Genomic DNA, 18,289 nt, shown 5'->3' with positions numbered 1-18,289 from the left:
TCAGGGGCAGCGGCAGGCGTCGTTTGCCCGTTCGGAGCCGTTTCATACAGGGCCGGCCGGCTCTGTAGCACCCAAGCCAGATCAAAAAAAACTGGCGTTTTATAAAGAAGTAAACAGGAGCTGTTGATCGTGAAAACCACTGGTACTGCGTTACTGGCGTTATCCCTTTCATCGTTTGGAGCTATGGCGATTGCAGATGAGGGCAGCCACAGTTTTGTACCTACGCAATTGAGCACCACCAGCCTGCAGGCTGACGCACAAGGATTCTTCGAAGACCAGCATGTGACAGGCACCACCCGCAACTGGTACTCCAACGAACTTCGCCGTCGCGACGACAGGTTCAGCTACCAGAAGGACGGCGTGGCGACATCGACTCCGCGGCGGATCAACTGGGTTCAGGGCACCATCGTCAATTACAGTTCGGGGTTCACCCAGGGCACGGTCGGCTTCGCGACCGAGCTTGCGCTGTACAACGCAATCGCGCTGGACCGTGATCGCAAGGACCTGGCCGGTGGCGCCAACCGTACCCTGACCGAAAACGACGGTGACGCAGTTGGACAATGGAGCAAGATGGGTCTGGCCAACGTCAAGGCGCGGGTGTCCAACACTACTCTGACCATGGGCCGCCAGTCGGTGAACACACCGGTCATCGCCTTCATTGGCAACCGCGCGCTGCCGTCGAGCTTCCAGGGTTTCGCCCTGCAGAGCGACGAATTCAACAATCTGTCGCTGCAAGCGGGCAGCTTCGACCGCGTTTCTCCTCGTACCGAGCAGAGCCTGTCGCGGTTCCGTTCCGAATACGCCAGCTCCGACGCCACGGCCGACCGGCTGGACATGCTCGGCGGCGACTACAAGCCCTTCGATAACCTGACCGCCAGCCTCTACGCCTCCAATCTGGAAGACTTCTGGAAGCAGTACTACTTCGGCTTTACTCATGAGATCGGCAACAGCGATGCGTTGAGCCTGAGCACCAACCTGAACTACTACAAGACCAAGGATGCCGGCCAGAGCAAGCTGGGGCCAATCGACAACGATACCTACAGCCTGTCGTTCACCGGCACGCACAAGGCGCACAGCCTGAGCATCGCTTATCAGGAAGTGGCCGGGGACGAGTACTTCGACTATGCCCATGAAACCAACGCGATCTTCCTGGCCAACTCCCTGCTTTCAGACTTCAACGGACCGAACGAAAAGTCGTTGCAGATAGGTTACGTGCTGAACATGGCCGAATACGGTGTGCCTGGCCTGAAGTTCAACATCTACCAGGCACGTGGCTGGGGTATCGACGGTACCCACTACAAAGGCAGCGCCTATGACGTGCGCAACATGGACGGCGAGACTCATTACGAATACGGGATCGGCACTTCCTACGCTGTCCAGTCCGGGCCGCTCAAGGCCACGGCGATCCGCGCTACCTACACGACGCACCGGGCAAGCGAGTTCCAGGCCGACGGCAATCTGAACGAACTGCGGGTGGTGACGACCATTCCGTTCAATATCCTGTAAGCAGTGAATCCGGGCCGTGATCCGGCCCGGACTCCACCGCAGGCAATGCAAGGAGGTTTCCTTTGAAAAAGCTCGTACTGCGCGCCTCGATTGCCGTGGCGCTGTTGAGCGCCGCCGCGACAGTCTCGGCCCGCCCCTTGGTGGTGTGCACTGAGGCCAGTCCCGAAGGCTTCGATATCGTGCAATACACGACAGCCGTCACGGCCGACGCCTCGGCGGAAACCATTCTCGAACGGCTGGTCGCCTTCGCGCCCGGCACCACCGACACGGTGCCGGGGCTGGCGCAAAGCTGGGACATCAGCCCGGACGGCCTGACCTACACCTTCAGGCTGCGGCCTGGGGTGAAATTCCAGACGACCGATTACTTCAAGCCCGGCCGCGACCTGAACGCCGACGACGTGGTCTGGAGTTTCCAGCGCCAGCTGGACCCCCAGCACCCCTGGCACGCGCTGTCGCTGGTCGGCTACCCGTATTTCGAAAGCATGGGTTTCAAGGAGCTGCTCAAGAGCGTCGAGAAAATCGACGACCTGACGGTGAAATTCACCCTGACCCGATCCGAGTCGCCCTTCCTGCGTGACCTGGCGATGCCGTTCACCTCGATCTACTCCGCCGAATATGCCGACCAGTTGCTCAAGTCCGGGAAAACCGCGGACCTGAACAGCAAACCCATCGGCACCGGCCCGTTCATCCTGACCCGCTATGCCAAGGATGCGCAGGTCCGCTATAAAGCCAACCCGGACTACTGGAAGGGCGCGGTTCCAAGCGAGGCGCTGATCCTCGCCATTACCCTGGACAACAACACCCGGCTACAGAAGCTCAAGGCGAACGAATGCCAGGTTGCGCTATATCCCAAGCCTGACGATATCGCCAATATCAAGGCCGACCCCAGCCTGAAAGTGGACGAGATGGAAGCGATGATGACCAGCTACGTCGCCATCAATACATCACACAAGTATCTGGACGATGCGCGGGTGCGCCAGGCGATCAATCTGGCCTTCGACAAGCAGTCCTACCTCAAGGCGCTGTTTGGTGAGGGCAAAGCCACCGCCGGCGTAGGCCCTTATCCACCGACCATGCTTGGCTACGACCACGAGAGTCCTAGCCCGGCCTACGATCCGGAGAAAGCCCGCGCGCTGCTCAAGGAAGCCGGCGTGCCGCAGGGACAGGTCTTCACCCTGTTTGCCCGCAATGGCGGCGCGGTGACCAACCCCAACCCGCTGGTCGGCGCGCAGATGCTGCAAGCGGACCTCGCCAAGGTCGGCATCAAGCTCGATGTGCGGATCATGGAATGGGCGGAAATGCTCAAGCGTGCAAAGAAAGGCGAGCATGATCTGGTCTTCGCCGGCTGGGCGGGTGACAACGGCGATCCGGACAACTTCCTGACGCCCAACCTGAGCTGCGACGCCGCGAAGAATGGAGAAAATTACGCACGTTGGTGCAATAAAGCGTTCGAAGATGCGATTACAAGGGCTCGCCAGACAACCGATTCCGCCGAGCGCGCTTCGCTTTATAAGCAGGCCCAAGTTGTGTTCAATCAGGAACAACCGTGGATCAGTCTCGCTTATCCGAAACTGTTCGTGGCAATGCGCAAGAATGTCGAGGGCTTTCATATCAGCCCGCTGACCAATAACAATTTCACCTCGACCGGGGTGAAGTAGAACCAACCACCGCCCGCGTCCCACAAGGACAAGGGCGGTATGCCTGACCGGCTGATGAGGTACACAACCCGATGTTTAGTTTTATTGCCCGCCGGGTGGGGTTACTGATCCCCACCTTCTTCGGCATCACCTTGCTGACCTTCGCCTTGATTCGCCTGATTCCGGGCGACCCTGTCGAGGTCATGATGGGCGAACGCCGGGTCGATCCGGAAATGCACGCCCAGGCCATGGAGCGTCTCGGTCTGAACAAGCCGTTGTACGCCCAGTACATCGATTACGTCGGCAAGCTCGCCCAGGGCGACCTCGGCGAATCGCTGCGCACCCGCGAAAGCGTCTGGAACGAGTTCACCTCGCTGTTCCCGGCGACCCTCGAACTGTCCCTGGCGGCCTTGATCTTCGCCGGCATCGTCGGTCTGCTGGCCGGGGTGATCGCAGCGCTCAAGCGCGGGTCGTTGTTCGATCATGGCGTGATGGGCATATCGCTGGCCGGGTATTCGATGCCGATTTTCTGGTGGGGTCTGATCCTGATCATGTTCTTCTCGGTGAGCCTGGGCTGGACCCCGGTATCCGGGCGAATCGATCTGCTCTACGACATCCAGCCGGTCACCGGCTTCATGCTGATCGACACCCTGCTCAGCGATGAAGAAGGCGCTTTTCTCGATGCGCTGCATCACCTGATCCTGCCGGCCATCGTGCTCGGCACCATTCCGCTGGCGGTCATCGCCCGAATGACGCGCTCCTCGATGCTCGAAGTGCTGCGGGAAGACTATGTGCGCACCGCGCGCGCCAAAGGCCTGTCGCCGGCCCGGGTGGTGTTCGTCCACGGTCTGCGCAACGCGCTGATTCCAGTATTGACCGTGTTCGGCCTGCAGGTCGGCACACTGCTGGCCGGTGCGGTCCTGACCGAAACCATCTTTTCCTGGCCGGGCATCGGCAAATGGCTGATCGAAGCCATCGGCGCCCGTGACTATCCCGTCGTACAGAACGGCATCCTGCTGATCGCCTGCCTGGTCATCCTGGTCAACTTCGTGGTGGACATCCTCTACGGCTTTGCCAACCCACGCATTCGCCATCAGCGCTGAGATCATCGATATGAGCACACCTACTCCTGTCACAGCAGTCGATCAAAGCCTGCTCTACCCTTCTCCGTACAAGGAATTCTGGCAAGCCTTCGCCAAGAACAAAGGCGCGGTCGCCGGCCTGATGTTCATGGCGCTGATCGTGTTCTGCGCGGTGTTCGCGCCCTGGGTCGCGCCCCATGAACCCAGCGAGCAATACCGCGACTTCCTGCTGACCCCGCCGGTCTGGCTGGAAGGCGGTCAATGGCAATTCATCCTCGGCACCGACGAGCTGGGTCGCGACCTGCTGTCGCGCCTGATTCACGGCTCGCGCCTGTCCTTGCTGATCGGGTTATCGTCGGTGGTCATGTCGCTGATACCCGGCATTCTGCTGGGCCTGCTGGCCGGCTTCTTCCCGCGCCTGCTCGGCCCGTCGGTCATGCGCCTGATGGACATCATGCTCGCCCTGCCCTCGCTGCTGCTGGCCGTGGCCATCGTGGCGATCCTCGGCCCAGGCCTGATCAACACCGTGATCGCGATCGCCATCGTCTCGCTGCCGTCCTACGTGCGCCTGACCCGCGCCGCCGTGATGGGCGAACTCAACCGCGATTACGTGACCGCCGCCCGACTGGCCGGCGCCACCTTGCCGCGACTGATGTTCATCACCGTGTTGCCCAACTGCATGGCGCCGTTGATCGTTCAGGCCACTTTGAGCTTCTCGTCGGCGATCCTCGACGCCGCGGCGCTGGGCTTCCTGGGCCTGGGCGTGCAACCGCCGACGCCCGAGTGGGGCACCATGCTGGCCTCGGCCCGCGACTATATCGAGCGCGCTTGGTGGGTAGTAAGCCTGCCGGGTCTGACCATTTTGCTCAGCGTGCTGGCTATCAACCTGATGGGCGACGGCCTGCGCGATGCGCTGGACCCGAAACTCAAGAACGCCATCTGAGGAGATTCGCATGTCACTTCTGGAAATCAAGAATCTCAGCGTTCGCTTCGGCGACGCCAAGGCCGTTCCTGTGGTGGACGGTCTCTCGCTGCGCGTCGACAGAGGCGAAGTGCTGGCTATCGTCGGCGAGTCGGGTTCGGGCAAATCGGTGACCATGATGGCGCTGATGGGCCTGATCGACTCGCCGGGCATCATCACCGCCGACTCCCTGACCTTCGATGGCACCGATCTGCTCAAGGTCAGCGCGCGCCAGCGGCGCCGTATCATCGGCAAGGATCTGGCGATGGTCTTTCAGGACCCGATGACCGCGCTGAACCCCAGCTACACCGTGGGTTATCAGATCGAAGAAGTCTTGCGCCAGCACCTGGGCATGTCCGGCAAAGCCGCTCGCCAGCGCGCCCTGGAGCTTCTGGAGAAGGTAGAGATTCCGGGCGCCGCCGCGCGTCTGAACGCCTACCCGCATCAGCTTTCCGGCGGTATGAGCCAGCGCGTCGCCATTGCCATGGCAATTGCCGGCGAGCCCAAGCTGCTGATCGCCGACGAACCGACCACAGCCCTCGACGTGACCATCCAGGCACAGATCATGGATCTGCTGCTCAGCCTGCAAAAAGAGCAGGACATGGCGCTGGTGCTCATCACTCACGATCTGGCGGTGGTTGCCGAAACCGCGCAGCGGGTCTGCGTGATGTACGCGGGCCAGGCCGTGGAGGTCGGGCATGTACCGCAACTGTTCGACATTCCCGCGCACCCGTACAGCGAAGCGCTGCTGGCGGCGATTCCCGAGCACAGCATGGGTGCCGAGCGTCTCGCCACCTTGCCGGGCATGGTCCCCGGTCGCTATGACCGGCCGCAGGGCTGCCTGCTCTCGCCGCGCTGCCCCTATGTGCGTGACAACTGCCGCACCGAGCGGCCCGGCCTCGACCCCAAGGCGCAGAGCCTTGCGCGTTGCTTCTATCCCTTGAACCAGGAGGTGGCGTGATGAGCGTCGTACTTACCGCCCGCGACCTTACCCGTCACTACGAAGTCTCCCGCGGCCTGTTCAAGGGCCACGCCACGGTGCGAGCCCTGAACGGCGTGTCCTTCGAACTCGAAGCCGGCAAGACCCTGGCCGTGGTGGGTGAATCGGGCTGCGGCAAATCCACCCTGGCCCGGGCGTTGACCTTGATCGAAGAACCCTCTTCGGGTTCGCTGAAGATCGCCGGCCATGAGGTCGCCGGTGCCACCAAGGCGCAACGCAAGCAATTGCGCCGCGACGTGCAGATGGTCTTTCAGAGCCCTTATGCCTCGCTCAATCCTCGGCAGAAAATCGGCGACCAGCTAGGCGAACCCTTGCTGATCAACACCGACCTAAGCCGCGCCGAGCGCCGCGAGAAGGTCCAGGCCATGATGAGCCAGGTAGGTCTGCGCCCCGAGCATTACCAGCGCTACCCGCACATGTTCTCCGGCGGGCAGCGCCAGCGTATCGCGCTGGCCCGGGCGATGATGCTGCAACCCAAGGTGCTGGTCGCCGACGAGCCGACCTCGGCCCTCGACGTGTCGATCCAGGCCCAGGTGCTGAACCTGTTCATGGATCTTCAGCAGCAGTTCAACACCGCCTATGTGTTCATCTCGCACAACCTGTCGGTGGTGCGCCATGTCGCCGATACGGTACTGGTCATGTATCTGGGCCGGCCGGCGGAAATGGGTCCCAAGGAGCAGATTTACGAGCGTCCGCTGCATCCGTACACCCAGGCGCTGCTGTCAGCGACTCCGACGATCCATCCCGACCCGTCGAAGCCCAAGATCAAGATCGTTGGCGAGTTGCCAAACCCCCTGAACCCGCCGAGCGGTTGCCCGTTCCACAAGCGCTGCCCGTACGCAACCGAACGCTGTGTCACGGACGTTCCGGAGCTGCGGCTCGTGGACAATCGCCACGTGGCCTGCCACTACGCAGAGCAGTTCGTACCGGCCTGACCTGAGCGACAACCAACGCGCGGTGCCCCGGCACCGCGTCGTTTTTTCGCATTCCCAATCCATCCTCAGTCCAGCCACGCTTGGCGAACCGTCCACATATAGTCACCAAGCTCGTCGACCCGCTGCTGAAACCCGCTGGCGACCTGAACGGCGTCCTCCCCCGTATCGAATACGATCTGGCAGAAAAAGCGTACCGGGACCAGCATCCGTTCGACTTCCTCCAGGTAATCGCTCCGCGCTCCGGCCATGTTCATCGCCCCTTGCAGGTCCTCCAGCAGAAAGCCGAGCTCACGTCTGCGCGGCGGGTCCAGAAGCGGATCTTCAAGCAGCAGGCGGGTGCGCTTCATCTGTTCCCCGACATCCACCAATACTGCGCTTTTCAGCGCGGACAGCGCCTCGTCCAGAAACCCAAGAGAACTGCGAACCGATTCCACCAGCCCGTACATCTCGGCGACAGCCTCCTGCTGATACCGCAGGAACGCGAGATTCTGCTCAGGCGTGCGCGCACCATGATCCAGCTGCCGTAGTGCCTTCGTATAGGTACGCATATCGAATGCCTGGAAAGTCGTGCGAACTTTATCGAGAAATTCGAGCGTCTTTACGTCGGCACGGTCCATCGCACTGAGAATCGCGAGCTGCTGCGCGCGCAACCGACCTTCGTCCGACGAATCGACGCTGCTCCTTATTGCCTGTCGATGACGACGAATGGCCGCGAAATCCGGCTGTGGGAACACCGGCCTACCGATCGCATGCGTATTCATGGACGTGCCTCCAGAACGGCGCAATCGAAGGCGACAAGAAGATTCCGGGAGTAATGTTTTACCTCGCCCCAGGCAGCGATCATTGTCTTCAGCCGTGCGACGAATACCACAAGGAAAGTCGCGTCATCCACGTTCTGCAAGCGTTTTGCCGAACCATCGATATAGGTTTGTATGAGTATCCACAGGCTTTCCAGATTGGAGGCGCCCATGACCGCCGCGTCTACCCTCACCCGCAAGTCCTGAAAGAGCGTGTGCAACTGGGCCAGTGACGCCAGCAACGCACTGTGCTGACGAATCTCCTTCACCAGCGCCCGCTTGCGATGCAGCAGCGATTCCAGGCCCGTCATATGCGGAAACGGGGAGTCGGGCACGAACAGCGCCTGGGCAAAAGACGCCAGCGCCCATTGCTGTTCAAGAAAATCCTGAAAGCTGTCGCTCCTGGCTTCAATTTCCCGGTCCAGGGTCTCCAGCTCGGCATTCAGCTCGGCCAGTCTTGCGTTTTTGTTGCTGCGACGGATCAGGGTCATCTTCAACCCCAGGGACGGACTTATGCGGCTCTTGAGTTCCCTTTTGAAAGCGGATAAATCGGCATTCACCGTCGATGTGTTGCGGCTGCAATCGGCGATGACAATGCACAGGTCCTGTACCAGTGCCTGCAGGGTCGCAATGCGATTTCTATCCCGATCGGTCAAGTCGACTACAGGCATTTCGGCAATGCCCCCGGGGGGCAGGTCGCCTACTGTTCCGACGGCACTACGGTAGCCTTCAAGTCCCTCCACAAAGGTAACCAGCGCTTCGCCGCTGCTCTTCAGGGCATCCGAGAAATACACCAGGTCGGTTCCAGCGTTCTTGATACCGACTTCCAGTGCAGACCAGGTTCGCGCATGGTCCTTGACCGTCTGATAGAGGCTCTGGATGTCAGCCGGTTCAAGTCCCGGGCTATCCGCTTGCTCATAACCCAGCAACTGACGAGTCTGCTCCAGACCCGAGGGTAGCTCCAGCGCCCAGTTCACGTACCGCCGGACCGCACGGATGTCGTTTGCCGACACGATGAGGCGCGACTCCTGCCCATCTTCACTGCCGTGGCCGACCAGGGCCTTTACATACTGAGTGGCGACACTGTTCAAACGCTCGACGATTGCTCCTTCGTTTTCTTGCATATGACCTTCCTTGTTTAAAGACACAGTTAAGTACCTTGAGATCGAATAGCCTTGCGGCAATGCCTAGAGACTAATACTTGTAAATCGCCATGCACAGCCGCTTCCGTAGATAAACGCTGTAGGAATTTCCCATAAATTAAAAAAAATAACATGTTAACACCCGCGCCTTCGCCAACTGGGCAAGACAACTCAGCGTCACACTTCCACCCACTCAATCTGTCGAATTCCTACATAACTCCGGGAAATAGATCGCTGACACTACCTTGCACGCGCTGATAACTTCCTCACCACCAAAAGGCAGAGACATTTCGGCACTGCCGACACCTATAGAGGAAGCGTTATCATGATCAGCTCCGAGGCTGTTGCTGTCCAACATATACCCGAAAACACTGTTGACCTCGCCCACGTCACGGATGAACAGATCGATCAAGCAATCAATGGTCTTATCGAGATGGCAGAAGGCTCTCATCCCGACATTGTCAGAGAGCCAGGCTTGTTTCTGACTGATCCGGACTTAGAGAAAATAAGGACATTTGTTCGACATGCCGATTCGCTTCCGTACACCGAGTCCGAGGTCATTTCCTATCTGGGCTACTCTGATGGCTTTATCAAAGGGCTGGAACCACGCGACTTTAAAAACCTGTACGGCGAGATCCATAACACCGCACAATTCTGGGAGACTGCTGAAACTCACATGCAGGCGGCCGCGGCAACATTTATCACTTTCCATACCGAGCTGAAATCGCTGAGTGCGGATATCTTTGCGCACCCCCTGATGCGCGGCGCAAGCGCTGAAGAGAACAGCGTAGGCGATGTCTCGGCCCTGGAGACAGGGCTCGTCCACGGCCAGCTGCCGTCGCTGATCGAGCTGACCGGGGAGTTGCTCACTACCGTTGAATCCCACAGGAAAACAGCGGCTCGAGTCAGGAACCTTCTCACGTCTTTTCGAAAGGGCCTGCGCAGCATAAAAGATGACGTTTATCTGATGCGACAGCGGGTTGTAAGCAACGAAAGCGGTGACTTGCTGCTCCAGCTTCAAGAACGCGTCGATCTTCTCGACCAGCGCATTCAGGAACGCAGGAAAACCTACGACACCTACACCGATTACATCTGGGTAGGTGCCTGGTGGGGACCGATTGGCTTGATTATCAGCGGTACTATCTACGGCATCAAAGCAAGTGAGGTGAAAGCTGAATTCACCGCGCTTATCGAAGACAAGAAAGCACTGGATGCCCAACTATCCAACCTGAACAAGGGTATCGGCGCGCTGCTCGGCCTTGAAACCGACCTGGAAAACCTTGAGCTGCTGACTAATGAGGCACTCAACGGAGCCGCAAATATCGAGCAGACCTGGATCACCTTGTATCAACATATAGTCGACTCGGTGGAGCGCCTGAAAGACACGACAACGACTACCAGACTTTTTATATTCAAAAGCAGAATTTCCGGCATGTTGAAGCATTGGGAAGCGGTCAGTGAGAAAGCCAAAAAGCTCATGACCAGCCTTGCTCAACATAACCTCATTCTTCCCTGACTATTTTACGGACGCCCTGAATTTCGTCCTGGAGCCTTAACATGAGCATAAGTTACTTGAGCGCGCTACCTCGCTACACGACACCCGACATCAAAGTCATCCACACCACCCGAACAGAGCTGGAGCGAAAACTTTCGCTGGGCGAGACATTGTATCTCCAGCCACTGGCAGTGGGACTGACCGCTCTTAAAAAACAGATCCACGCCGTCGAAGATTATGTTTTAGAACTATTGACCGCTGTTCCCGTAAGTTTGCGGACACAGACGATCAGCGAGTTGCTGGGAGAGATGCAGGCCGCTGCTGGTCTCGCTTCTGCGCCGAGCACCAGTGCAAAGGTGGCCCGCTATCAGAACGAACTCAAAGAGCTGATTGATTACCGTTTGAACATCCTGAATAACCGGGCTGGCACCTTGAGTATCCTGCTCGACAACCTGACCGAGTGGACGATGGAGGACGCCGCGCACTTTATCTCCGAGCACGAAACCCAGAGAGCCAGGCAGCAAGAGATTCTTGACAGGCTCACGGCGCGACGCGTCGAGTTACAGGCGGACAAACAGAAAATCAATGATGCAATGCGGGTTTACGAAGAGCTGACTGTTCTGGACCGGTGGACACCCATTCTCAAAGACCTGCTGAAAGTCAAACCGAGTAGCGCCAACCTGATGGTGCTTCAGGCCGGCGTGGTCGGGGTCAAGAACATTCTGCAGATCGCCGCGGAAGCCGTCCGCTACGAAGATCTGGTCGATGCGCAGGCCCGCGCTCATGAATTGCTGATCCAACAGCAGGAGCAGATAACCCAGTACAGAACACAACTGAGCACTCTGAACGCGCGTACTCGTGAGTTGCGTAACATCGAAGGTGTCGAAGCACTCAAGCAGCGCTACGAACAGGAAGTGCGCAAAGTGGCTGATGCTCTGAATACGTTCCTGACATTGCGCCAGCGCTCGGATGAGCCCGTCGACGAACTTGCCCGCGTCTTCGTGACACAGGCAAATGCCTTGTCCAGCTGGCTGCTGGACCTCAAGAGGAATTGGAAATAATCGAACAAAAAACCCGCGATCACTCGCGGGCTTTTCGATAGCGCTGGCCTTACAGGTAGAAGGCTTTCAGCGGCGGGAATCCGTTGAATTCCACAGCGCTGTAGCTGGTGGTGTAAGCGCCCGTAGACAACCAGTACAAACGGTCGCCGATGGCCAAGTTGAGCGGCAGGCCGTATTTGTAGTTCTCGTACATGATGTCGGCGCTGTCGCAGGTCGGCCCGGCGATCACCACTTCTTCCATTTCGCCCTTCTTTTCAGTCCAGATCGGGAACTTGATGGCTTCGTCCATGGTTTCGATCAGGCCGGAGAACTTGCCCACGTCGGTATACACCCAGCGCTCAACGGCGGTACGCGATTTGCGCGCGACCAGTACCACTTCGCTGACCAGGATGCCGGCGTTGGAAATCAGCGAACGGCCCGGCTCCAGAATGATTTCCGGCAGGTCGTCACCGAAGTCTTCCTTGAGGAAGCGGATGATTTCCTCGGCGTAGGTTTCCAGGCTGTTGGTACGGGTGATGTAGTTGGCCGGGAAGCCGCCGCCCATGTTGATCAGCTTGAGTTCGATGCCGTCTTCTTCGCGCAGACGCTCGAAGATCACCTTGACCTTGGCGATGGCCGCGTCCCAGACGCTGATATCGCGCTGCTGCGAACCTACGTGGAACGAGATGCCATACGGCACCAGGCCCAGGTCGCGAGCCAGGATCAGCAGGTCCATCGCCATGTCGGTCTGGCAGCCGAACTTGCGCGACAGAGGCCAGTCGGCCGTGGTCGAGCCTTCGGTGAGGATCCGCACGTAGACCTTCGAACCCGGCGCGGCCTTGGCAATGTTGCGCAGGTCGGCTTCGGAGTCGGTTGCGTACAGGCGCACGCCCTTCTCGTAGAAGTAGCGAATGTCCTTGGACTTCTTGATCGTGTTGCCGTAGCTGATGCGCTCGGGGCCGACGCCGCAACCCATGACCTTGTCCAGCTCATAGATGGAGGCGATGTCGAAGCTCGACCCCTTGTTCTTGAGCAGTTCGATGATCTCGACCGCCGGGTTGGCCTTGACCGCGTAATACACCTTGGCAAATTCGAAACCTGCGCGCAGGTCATCGTAGGCCTTGCTGATGATCTCGGTATCGATCACCACGAACGGTGTTTCTTGCTTGTCGGCGAACGCCTTCATCTTCTTGAAGGTTTCGCTGGAGTAGTAGTCTTCGACCTTGATCGGCATGCTCGGGGACTCCATGAGGCAGACAGATGGATAAATGGGTGCTCGGGCCTGTCATCGATGACTCGCCCTGTGAACGTCCTCCGTATCCCCACTTTGGTTCGCCTACTTCCCAAGGCATGTCGCCGAAAGCAAAAAGGCCACGGAGGCTCGCCTCCTTGGCCTTGCTGTCTCGTCGTCAGTACTTGAGCCGGATGGATCGTTTCCAGCTTGGACGTTCGGCGCGAACTGTAGGACCTGAGGGGTTCAAGATCAACAAAAAATGTCGCGTTTTTATATACGTCGATCCGGCGGTCCTTCGCACCCACTTGATTAACCGACCTGCGTGACAGGCTGATGTTCCTTGAAGCGTGGTAATGGCCTGTCGGCCCTACAGGCTGATCCATCGTCTGGCAGCGTTCCGTCCCGGCTACCGACCAACGCTGTGAACTAGCAGTTCCGACAGGTGCGGACCGCGCACTACCCTGGACATAATCATTTCATCCAGTCAGAGGACTCTCGTCATGGAACGGCCAGCCCCCAATTCGCCTCAAGCCGATACTGTCAACGCCGGAGAGGTCCCTACCTCCGGTCCCTATTTATCTTCGGTGTATGAGCAGAACGAAGCGGAACTCATCTACGTGGAGCAGTACGTACCGCGTAGTGGAGACAACCTGTACATCTACTGGTCAGGTTGTGATTTCCATTTCGGCCCTAGAGGCGGCTATGCCGGGATACAGCATCAGAACAACAAATTGATCGGCGGGCAGGTGTTTACCTATAACAACATCTGTTCGGTCTGGGACCTCGCTACCGAGCCTGACGAAGCTGAAGTTCGTCTCGACTATGGAGCTCCGGGTCTGCATTCCAGTCACTTTGGAGGCGAAGGCACCGGCTTGCACACCTCACACCCCATGCCTTGGCATCCCGATCAATGGTATGGCCTTGTGATACGGCGCTGGCACATTCCTGGCGAAACTGTAACGCGCATGGCGATGTTCATGTATTCGTACGCTGACCAGCGTTGGACGCATTACATGTCCGCTTCAGTACCCGACGGCGATGTGTCCTTCACCGGCACCCGGTGCAGTGCGTTTCTCGAACGCTACGCTGGTAATGCGCTAGGTTATCGTGGCATCTATGGTCAGCATTTCCGGATGGGCAAGAATGGGGTGTGGCAGAAACCCTTGTATTACGAAGCGAGTGCCGGAGGTGATCCGCACACATGGAACGCGAAGCTGGTGGGCGCGAACGAACAACCTGGGGATGCCAACATCATGCTTGAGGCAGGCGGCTACTTCGATAACGACAAGACCTACATCGGGCTCGAACCCAATCAGTTCGATTATCGACCGAAGGTTGTTATAGCCCCGCAAGTGACCACGTTTTACGCCGAATATACACCGGGAGTAGTGCATGCAAACTGGACCATCGCTTCCGACAGGCCTCCACAACTCAGCCATCAGATAAATATTCATGAATTGCACTCGGGACTGATCATCGCTACCAATTCCGATATGAGCCCCCATAAGCGCAGCACAGCCTTCCAGACGCACGCACTGCCTTCAGGAACTTACGTGGCCAATGTGATCATCAAGGATATTTTTGATTCAACGTCCGCGATGACTGCCCAGTTTACGGTTGCGTGACACCCGGCCTTTCTACCACGGCCCATACCGGGCGCTCTGGCACCGGGTACGGGGTACCCTCAGCCCTGCGCTTCAGCCGCCAGCTCCGCCGGCGACACGATATTGGTCTTCATCCCTCGCGAACGGCCGGAGCTCAGGTAAGCCGCAATCGACTCCTGGGTCACTTCACCGAGGAACACGCATTCGGCATCCATCACCGGCAGCCAGGAGCGGTTGAACTCGTACATGCGCGACAACAAAATGCGCAGGTGTTCGTCGTAGGCTGCCGTCGCGTTGAATTCCTGGAGGAACTGCGCGCAGGTGCCCTGCTGGCGATGCAGGTCGCGACGACGCACGTAGCCCAGGGCCTTGTTCTCGGCGTCGGTGACCACGATGTAGCGACGGTCGTTTTCGTCCATGACTTCCAGCGCGTCGGCCACCGGCGTCTCCGGGCTGACGGAGGGGGCGTTGTCCGCGGCGTCTTCGGCCTTGACCAGCAGCAGGCGCTTGAGGGTGCTGTCCTGGCCGACGAAGTTGCTGACGAAGTCGTCCACCGGATGCGCCAGCAGTGTGTCGGGATGGTCGATCTGCAGCAGCTTGCCGCCGCGGAAGATCGCGATCTTGTCGCCCAGTTTGAGCGCTTCGTCGATGTCGTGGCTGACCATGATCACGGTCTTGTTGAGCGCCCGCTGCATCTCGAAGAACTCGTTCTGGATCATCTCGCGGTTGATCGGGTCGACCGCGCCGAACGGCTCGTCCATCAGCAGCAGCGGTGCTTCCGCCGCGAGTGCGCGGATCACGCCGATGCGCTGTTGCTGGCCGCCGGACAGCTCGCGCGGATAACGATGCAGGTATTGCTTGGGTTCGAGCTTGATCATGCTCATCAGCTCGCGTGCACGGTCGTGGCAGCGCTGCTTGTCCCAGCCCAGCAGTTTCGGAACCACGACGATGTTTTCTTCGATGGTCATGTTCGGGAACAGGCCGATCTGCTGGATCACGTAGCCGATGTTGCGACGCAGAGTCACCTCATCAAGGCCAGTGGTGTCTTCGCCGTTGATCAGCACCTTGCCGGAGGTCGGCATGATCAGGCGGTTGATCATCTTGAGCGTGGTGCTCTTGCCGCAGCCCGAAGGCCCGAGGAAGACGCAGATCTCGCCTTCGTTCACAGTGAGGCTGACCGAATCGACAGCCTTCACTTCTTTGCCGTTGCTCTGGAAAGTCTTGGAGAGGTTCTGTAGTTCGATCATTTCAAAAGCCCTTTTGGAGTCAGCGTGCGTTGCAGCCATTGCAGGAAGAGATCGGCGACGATGGCCAGGATGCTGACCAGTACCGCGCCGACGATCAGCATCGACATGTCACTGCGGCTGATTGAAGCGAGAATGAGTACGCCAAGACCGCCCGCGCCGATGGTGGCGGCGATGGTCATGACACCGATGTTCATCACCACGGCGGTGCGAACGCCGGCGAGGATCACCGGTACGGCGATCGGCAGTTCGACCATGCGCAGGCGCTGCCCGAAGGTCATGCCGATGCCCTTGGCCGCTTCGCGGATGCCAGGTTCGACACTGGTCAGCGCCAGGTAGGTATTGCGCATGATCGGCAGCAGCGAGTAGAGGAACACCGCAGTGATCGCCGGTAGCGGTCCCAGCCCCTGGCCGAACTTGGAGTAGAACGGCAGCAGCAGGCCGAACAGCGCGATCGACGGCACGGTCAGCAGCACGGTCGCCACCGCTTGCAAAGGACCTGCGATGGCCGGAAAACGGGTCATCAGGATGCCCAGCGGTACGCCCACGAGAATCGCCAGGGTGACAGCGATGCCGACCAGGGTGATGTGCTGCCGGGTCAGGTCGATGACCTGCGCCCAGTCCATGTGGGAGAAGGCACTCAAGAAATTCATATCCTCTCCTTGTTCAGTTCAGGGGGTGCTGGCGCAGAAATTCCGCGGCGACACTGGATGGGCTCTGGTGATCGACGTCGACCTTGGCGTTCAGCGCGCGCATGGTCGCGTTGTCCAGCAGTGCCGCCAGCGGCTTGAGCAGGTCGGCCAGTTCCGGATGGGCATCCAGGTAGTCCTTGCGGATCACCGGCGCTGCCGTGTAGTCCGGGAAGTAATGCTTGTCGTCTTCCAATACCTTGAGCTTGAACGCGTCCAGGCGGCCGTCGGTGGTGTACACCAGGCCGGCGAATACCTGACCGTTGCGCATGGCGGTGTAGACCAGGCCGGCGTCCATCTGACGAATGTTCTCGCGGCCCAGGTTCATGTCGTAATGCTTGACCAGCCCGAGCAGACCGTCGGAGCGGTTGGCAAACTCGGTGTCGAGCGCGACGATATGGCCTTTGTCGGCTTCGTCCTTGAGCACTTTGGTCAGGTCGCTGACGCTGTTGAGCTCAGGGTATTGACGGGCGATCTTGTCCGGCAGGCCAAGGGCATAGGTGTTGCTGAACTTCGAAGGCGCGAGCCAGACCAGCCCCTTCTTCGCGTCCAGTTCCTTGACCCGCGCGTAGCTCTGCTCGCTGTCGAGGCGTTCGGTGACGTGGTTGTAGGCCACCAGCGAAACGCCGGTGTATTCCCACAGCAGGTCCAGCTGGCCGGTTTCGTGAGCGCTGCGCGCCAGGCTGCTGCCCAGTCCGCCGGTGATCTGTACGTCGTAGTTTTTGGTACGCAGATACTGGGCGGTGATTTCGGCCAGCAGGGTCTGTTCGGTGAACACCCGGGCGCCGATGCGCAACAGCGGTTTGTCGGCCGCCTGGGCGAACAACGGCAGCAGCAGGGCAAGCCCGAGAAGCATGCATATCTTTTTCATGAAAAATCCTTTCCTTCGGCGGCTCGGGTTCAGCGACGCAGGCCGCGTTCCAGCCAGATCCGGCTGAACAGAGTGACCAGCCCGTCGAGCACCAGTGCCAGCAAGGCGGTGCACGCGGCGCCGAGCATCAACTGCGGCTGGTTGTTGAGGCCGATGCCGGGAAAGATCAGGCTGCCAAGGCTGTTGGCGCCGATCAGGAATGCCAGTGGCGCGGTGCCGACGTTGATCGCCAGCGCGACCCGCACGCCGCCGATGATGATCGGCACGGCGTTGGGCAGCTCGACACGCAACAGGACCTGGCGTGGCGTCATGCCGATGCCGGTGGCGGCTTCCTTGAGCGAGCCCGGAACGTTTTTCAGACCTTCATAGGTGTTGCGCACGATGGGCAGCAACGAAGCGAGAAACAGGGCGAAGATGGCGGGGCCGCTGCCGATCCCGAGGATACCGAGAGCGATGGCCAGCACAGCGAGAGGAGGGATGGTGTTGCCTATGTTGAAGATCTGCATGAAGCGTTCAGCGCGGCCGACCATGCCAGGTCGGCTGAGGACAATGCCCGCCGGAACCCCGACGACCACGGCCGCCAACATTGAAACCGCTACCAGGAACAAATGGGCTTGCAGGTAGAACAACAGATCATCTTTGTAACGTTCGAACGTATCGATGCCGATCCAGTGGACCAGCAGGGCCAGGAGTACGATGGTAATCGCACCTCCGATCAGCCCCTTGCCATAGCGATTAGCCACGGGCGGACTCCTTATTTCAGTCGGCGAACATGTCGATCCGGCGCCCGGAGTGTGGGGCCGGCCAGTGCGTTCGCGAAGAGCAGCGGGTGGGTCGCCAGAACGTCGGCGAAACACGCGCCATGAGCGCAGCTTCGTCAAGCTAACTTGCTGATTTTTCAGCCCTTGATCTCAGCCACGCGGCGGCGAGTGCAAGGGAATGGACGTCTCCACAGCCGGAAAGGTTCCCATGCGAGACAGCATTTGGCCACCCCTGATTGACTGAACGGTTCGGTTCCTGGCACGAGTTGAGCTATAATCTGCGCCCTTTTT

16 protein-coding genes are annotated in these 18,289 nt (G+C 59.3%); 9 read left to right on the top strand and 7 right to left on the bottom strand.

Annotated elements, in window-relative coordinates:
• Positions 1-129: 129 nt before the first annotated feature.
• The 6 genes from TRP66_RS21920 to TRP66_RS21895 all read left to right on the top strand — a co-directional run bounded on the left by TRP66_RS21920 (position 130) and on the right by TRP66_RS21895 (position 7,121).
• The gene (locus tag TRP66_RS21920; protein WP_333407141.1) at positions 130-1,506 is read left to right on the top strand and encodes an OprD family porin; all 1,377 of its coding nucleotides are present in this window, start codon (positions 130-132) and stop codon (positions 1,504-1,506) included.
• A gap of 62 nt (positions 1,507-1,568) precedes the next feature.
• Positions 1,569-3,164: an ABC transporter substrate-binding protein gene (locus tag TRP66_RS21915; RefSeq protein ID WP_333407139.1), complete on the top strand. Its 1,596-nt coding sequence runs from the start codon at positions 1,569-1,571 to the stop codon at positions 3,162-3,164.
• A 71-nt stretch (positions 3,165-3,235) separates the two neighbouring features.
• On the top strand, positions 3,236-4,246 hold the full coding sequence (locus tag TRP66_RS21910; RefSeq protein ID WP_333407137.1) for an ABC transporter permease subunit: 1,011 nt from the start codon (positions 3,236-3,238) through the stop codon (positions 4,244-4,246).
• A gap of 10 nt (positions 4,247-4,256) precedes the next feature.
• Positions 4,257-5,168, top strand: coding sequence for an ABC transporter permease subunit (locus TRP66_RS21905; protein ID WP_333407135.1), 912 nt, complete (start codon positions 4,257-4,259; stop codon positions 5,166-5,168).
• Positions 5,169-5,178: 10 nt separating this feature from the next.
• On the top strand, positions 5,179-6,147 hold the full coding sequence (locus TRP66_RS21900; RefSeq protein WP_333407133.1) for an ABC transporter ATP-binding protein: 969 nt from the start codon (positions 5,179-5,181) through the stop codon (positions 6,145-6,147).
• Positions 6,147-7,121, top strand: coding sequence for a peptide ABC transporter ATP-binding protein (locus TRP66_RS21895; protein ID WP_333407131.1), 975 nt, complete (start codon positions 6,147-6,149; stop codon positions 7,119-7,121). Before TRP66_RS21900 ends, TRP66_RS21895 begins: the two co-directional genes overlap by 1 nt.
• A gap of 65 nt (positions 7,122-7,186) precedes the next feature.
• Here the strand turns inward: TRP66_RS21895 and TRP66_RS21890 are convergent, their stop codons facing one another.
• Positions 7,187-7,882, bottom strand: a complete 696-nt coding sequence (locus TRP66_RS21890) for a hypothetical protein (protein WP_333407129.1) — start codon at positions 7,880-7,882, stop codon at positions 7,187-7,189.
• A complete protein-coding gene (locus TRP66_RS21885; RefSeq protein WP_333407127.1) occupies positions 7,879-9,066 on the bottom strand; it encodes an alpha-xenorhabdolysin family binary toxin subunit A in 1,188 nt (395 codons plus the stop codon). Before TRP66_RS21885 ends, TRP66_RS21890 begins: the two co-directional genes overlap by 4 nt.
• Before the next feature lie 319 nt (positions 9,067-9,385).
• On the opposite strand from TRP66_RS21885, the gene TRP66_RS21880 reads away from it, so the two are divergent.
• Both TRP66_RS21880 and TRP66_RS21875 read left to right on the top strand, forming a co-directional pair.
• Positions 9,386-10,576, top strand: coding sequence for an alpha-xenorhabdolysin family binary toxin subunit A (locus TRP66_RS21880; protein WP_333407126.1), 1,191 nt, complete (start codon positions 9,386-9,388; stop codon positions 10,574-10,576).
• Positions 10,577-10,617: 41 nt separating this feature from the next.
• The gene (locus TRP66_RS21875; RefSeq protein WP_333407124.1) at positions 10,618-11,616 is read left to right on the top strand and encodes an alpha-xenorhabdolysin family binary toxin subunit B; all 999 of its coding nucleotides are present in this window, start codon (positions 10,618-10,620) and stop codon (positions 11,614-11,616) included.
• Between the two features lie 49 nt (positions 11,617-11,665).
• Here TRP66_RS21875 and TRP66_RS21870 read toward each other — a convergent pair whose 3' ends face one another.
• Entirely contained in the window at positions 11,666-12,829 is a 1,164-nt protein-coding gene (locus tag TRP66_RS21870) for a type III PLP-dependent enzyme (RefSeq protein WP_333407122.1), read from the bottom strand.
• A 500-nt stretch (positions 12,830-13,329) separates the two neighbouring features.
• Here TRP66_RS21870 and TRP66_RS21865 point away from each other — a divergent pair, with 500 nt between their 5' ends.
• Positions 13,330-14,454, top strand: a complete 1,125-nt coding sequence (locus TRP66_RS21865) for a DUF3472 domain-containing protein (RefSeq protein ID WP_333407119.1) — start codon at positions 13,330-13,332, stop codon at positions 14,452-14,454.
• 59 nt (positions 14,455-14,513) lie between these two features.
• Here TRP66_RS21865 and TRP66_RS21860 read toward each other — a convergent pair whose 3' ends face one another.
• From TRP66_RS21860 to TRP66_RS21845, 4 genes are read right to left on the bottom strand one after another with little or no spacing between them, the layout of a single operon-like run.
• Positions 14,514-15,680 carry an osmoprotectant ABC transporter ATP-binding protein OsmV gene (locus tag TRP66_RS21860; RefSeq protein ID WP_333407118.1) on the bottom strand — a complete coding sequence of 389 codons (1,167 nt, stop codon included), beginning with the start codon at positions 15,678-15,680 and terminating at the stop codon, positions 14,514-14,516.
• A complete protein-coding gene (locus TRP66_RS21855) occupies positions 15,677-16,330 on the bottom strand; it encodes an ABC transporter permease (protein WP_333407116.1) in 654 nt (217 codons plus the stop codon). The genes TRP66_RS21860 and TRP66_RS21855 overlap by 4 nt, the downstream gene beginning before the upstream one ends.
• Positions 16,331-16,343: 13 nt before the next feature.
• Positions 16,344-17,237, bottom strand: coding sequence for a glycine betaine ABC transporter substrate-binding protein (locus TRP66_RS21850; protein ID WP_333407114.1), 894 nt, complete (start codon positions 17,235-17,237; stop codon positions 16,344-16,346).
• 29 nt (positions 17,238-17,266) lie between these two features.
• Positions 17,267-17,980 (bottom strand): ABC transporter permease, encoded by a 714-nt coding sequence (locus tag TRP66_RS21845; RefSeq protein ID WP_333407112.1) that lies wholly within the window; start codon positions 17,978-17,980, stop codon positions 17,267-17,269.
• Between the last annotated feature and the right edge of the window lie 309 nt (positions 17,981-18,289).

It is taken from the genome of Pseudomonas sp. JDS28PS106, assembly GCF_036706555.1.
Lineage (GTDB): Bacteria > Pseudomonadota > Gammaproteobacteria > Pseudomonadales > Pseudomonadaceae > Aquipseudomonas.
This window is presented reverse-complemented; position numbering and strand designations above follow the sequence as displayed.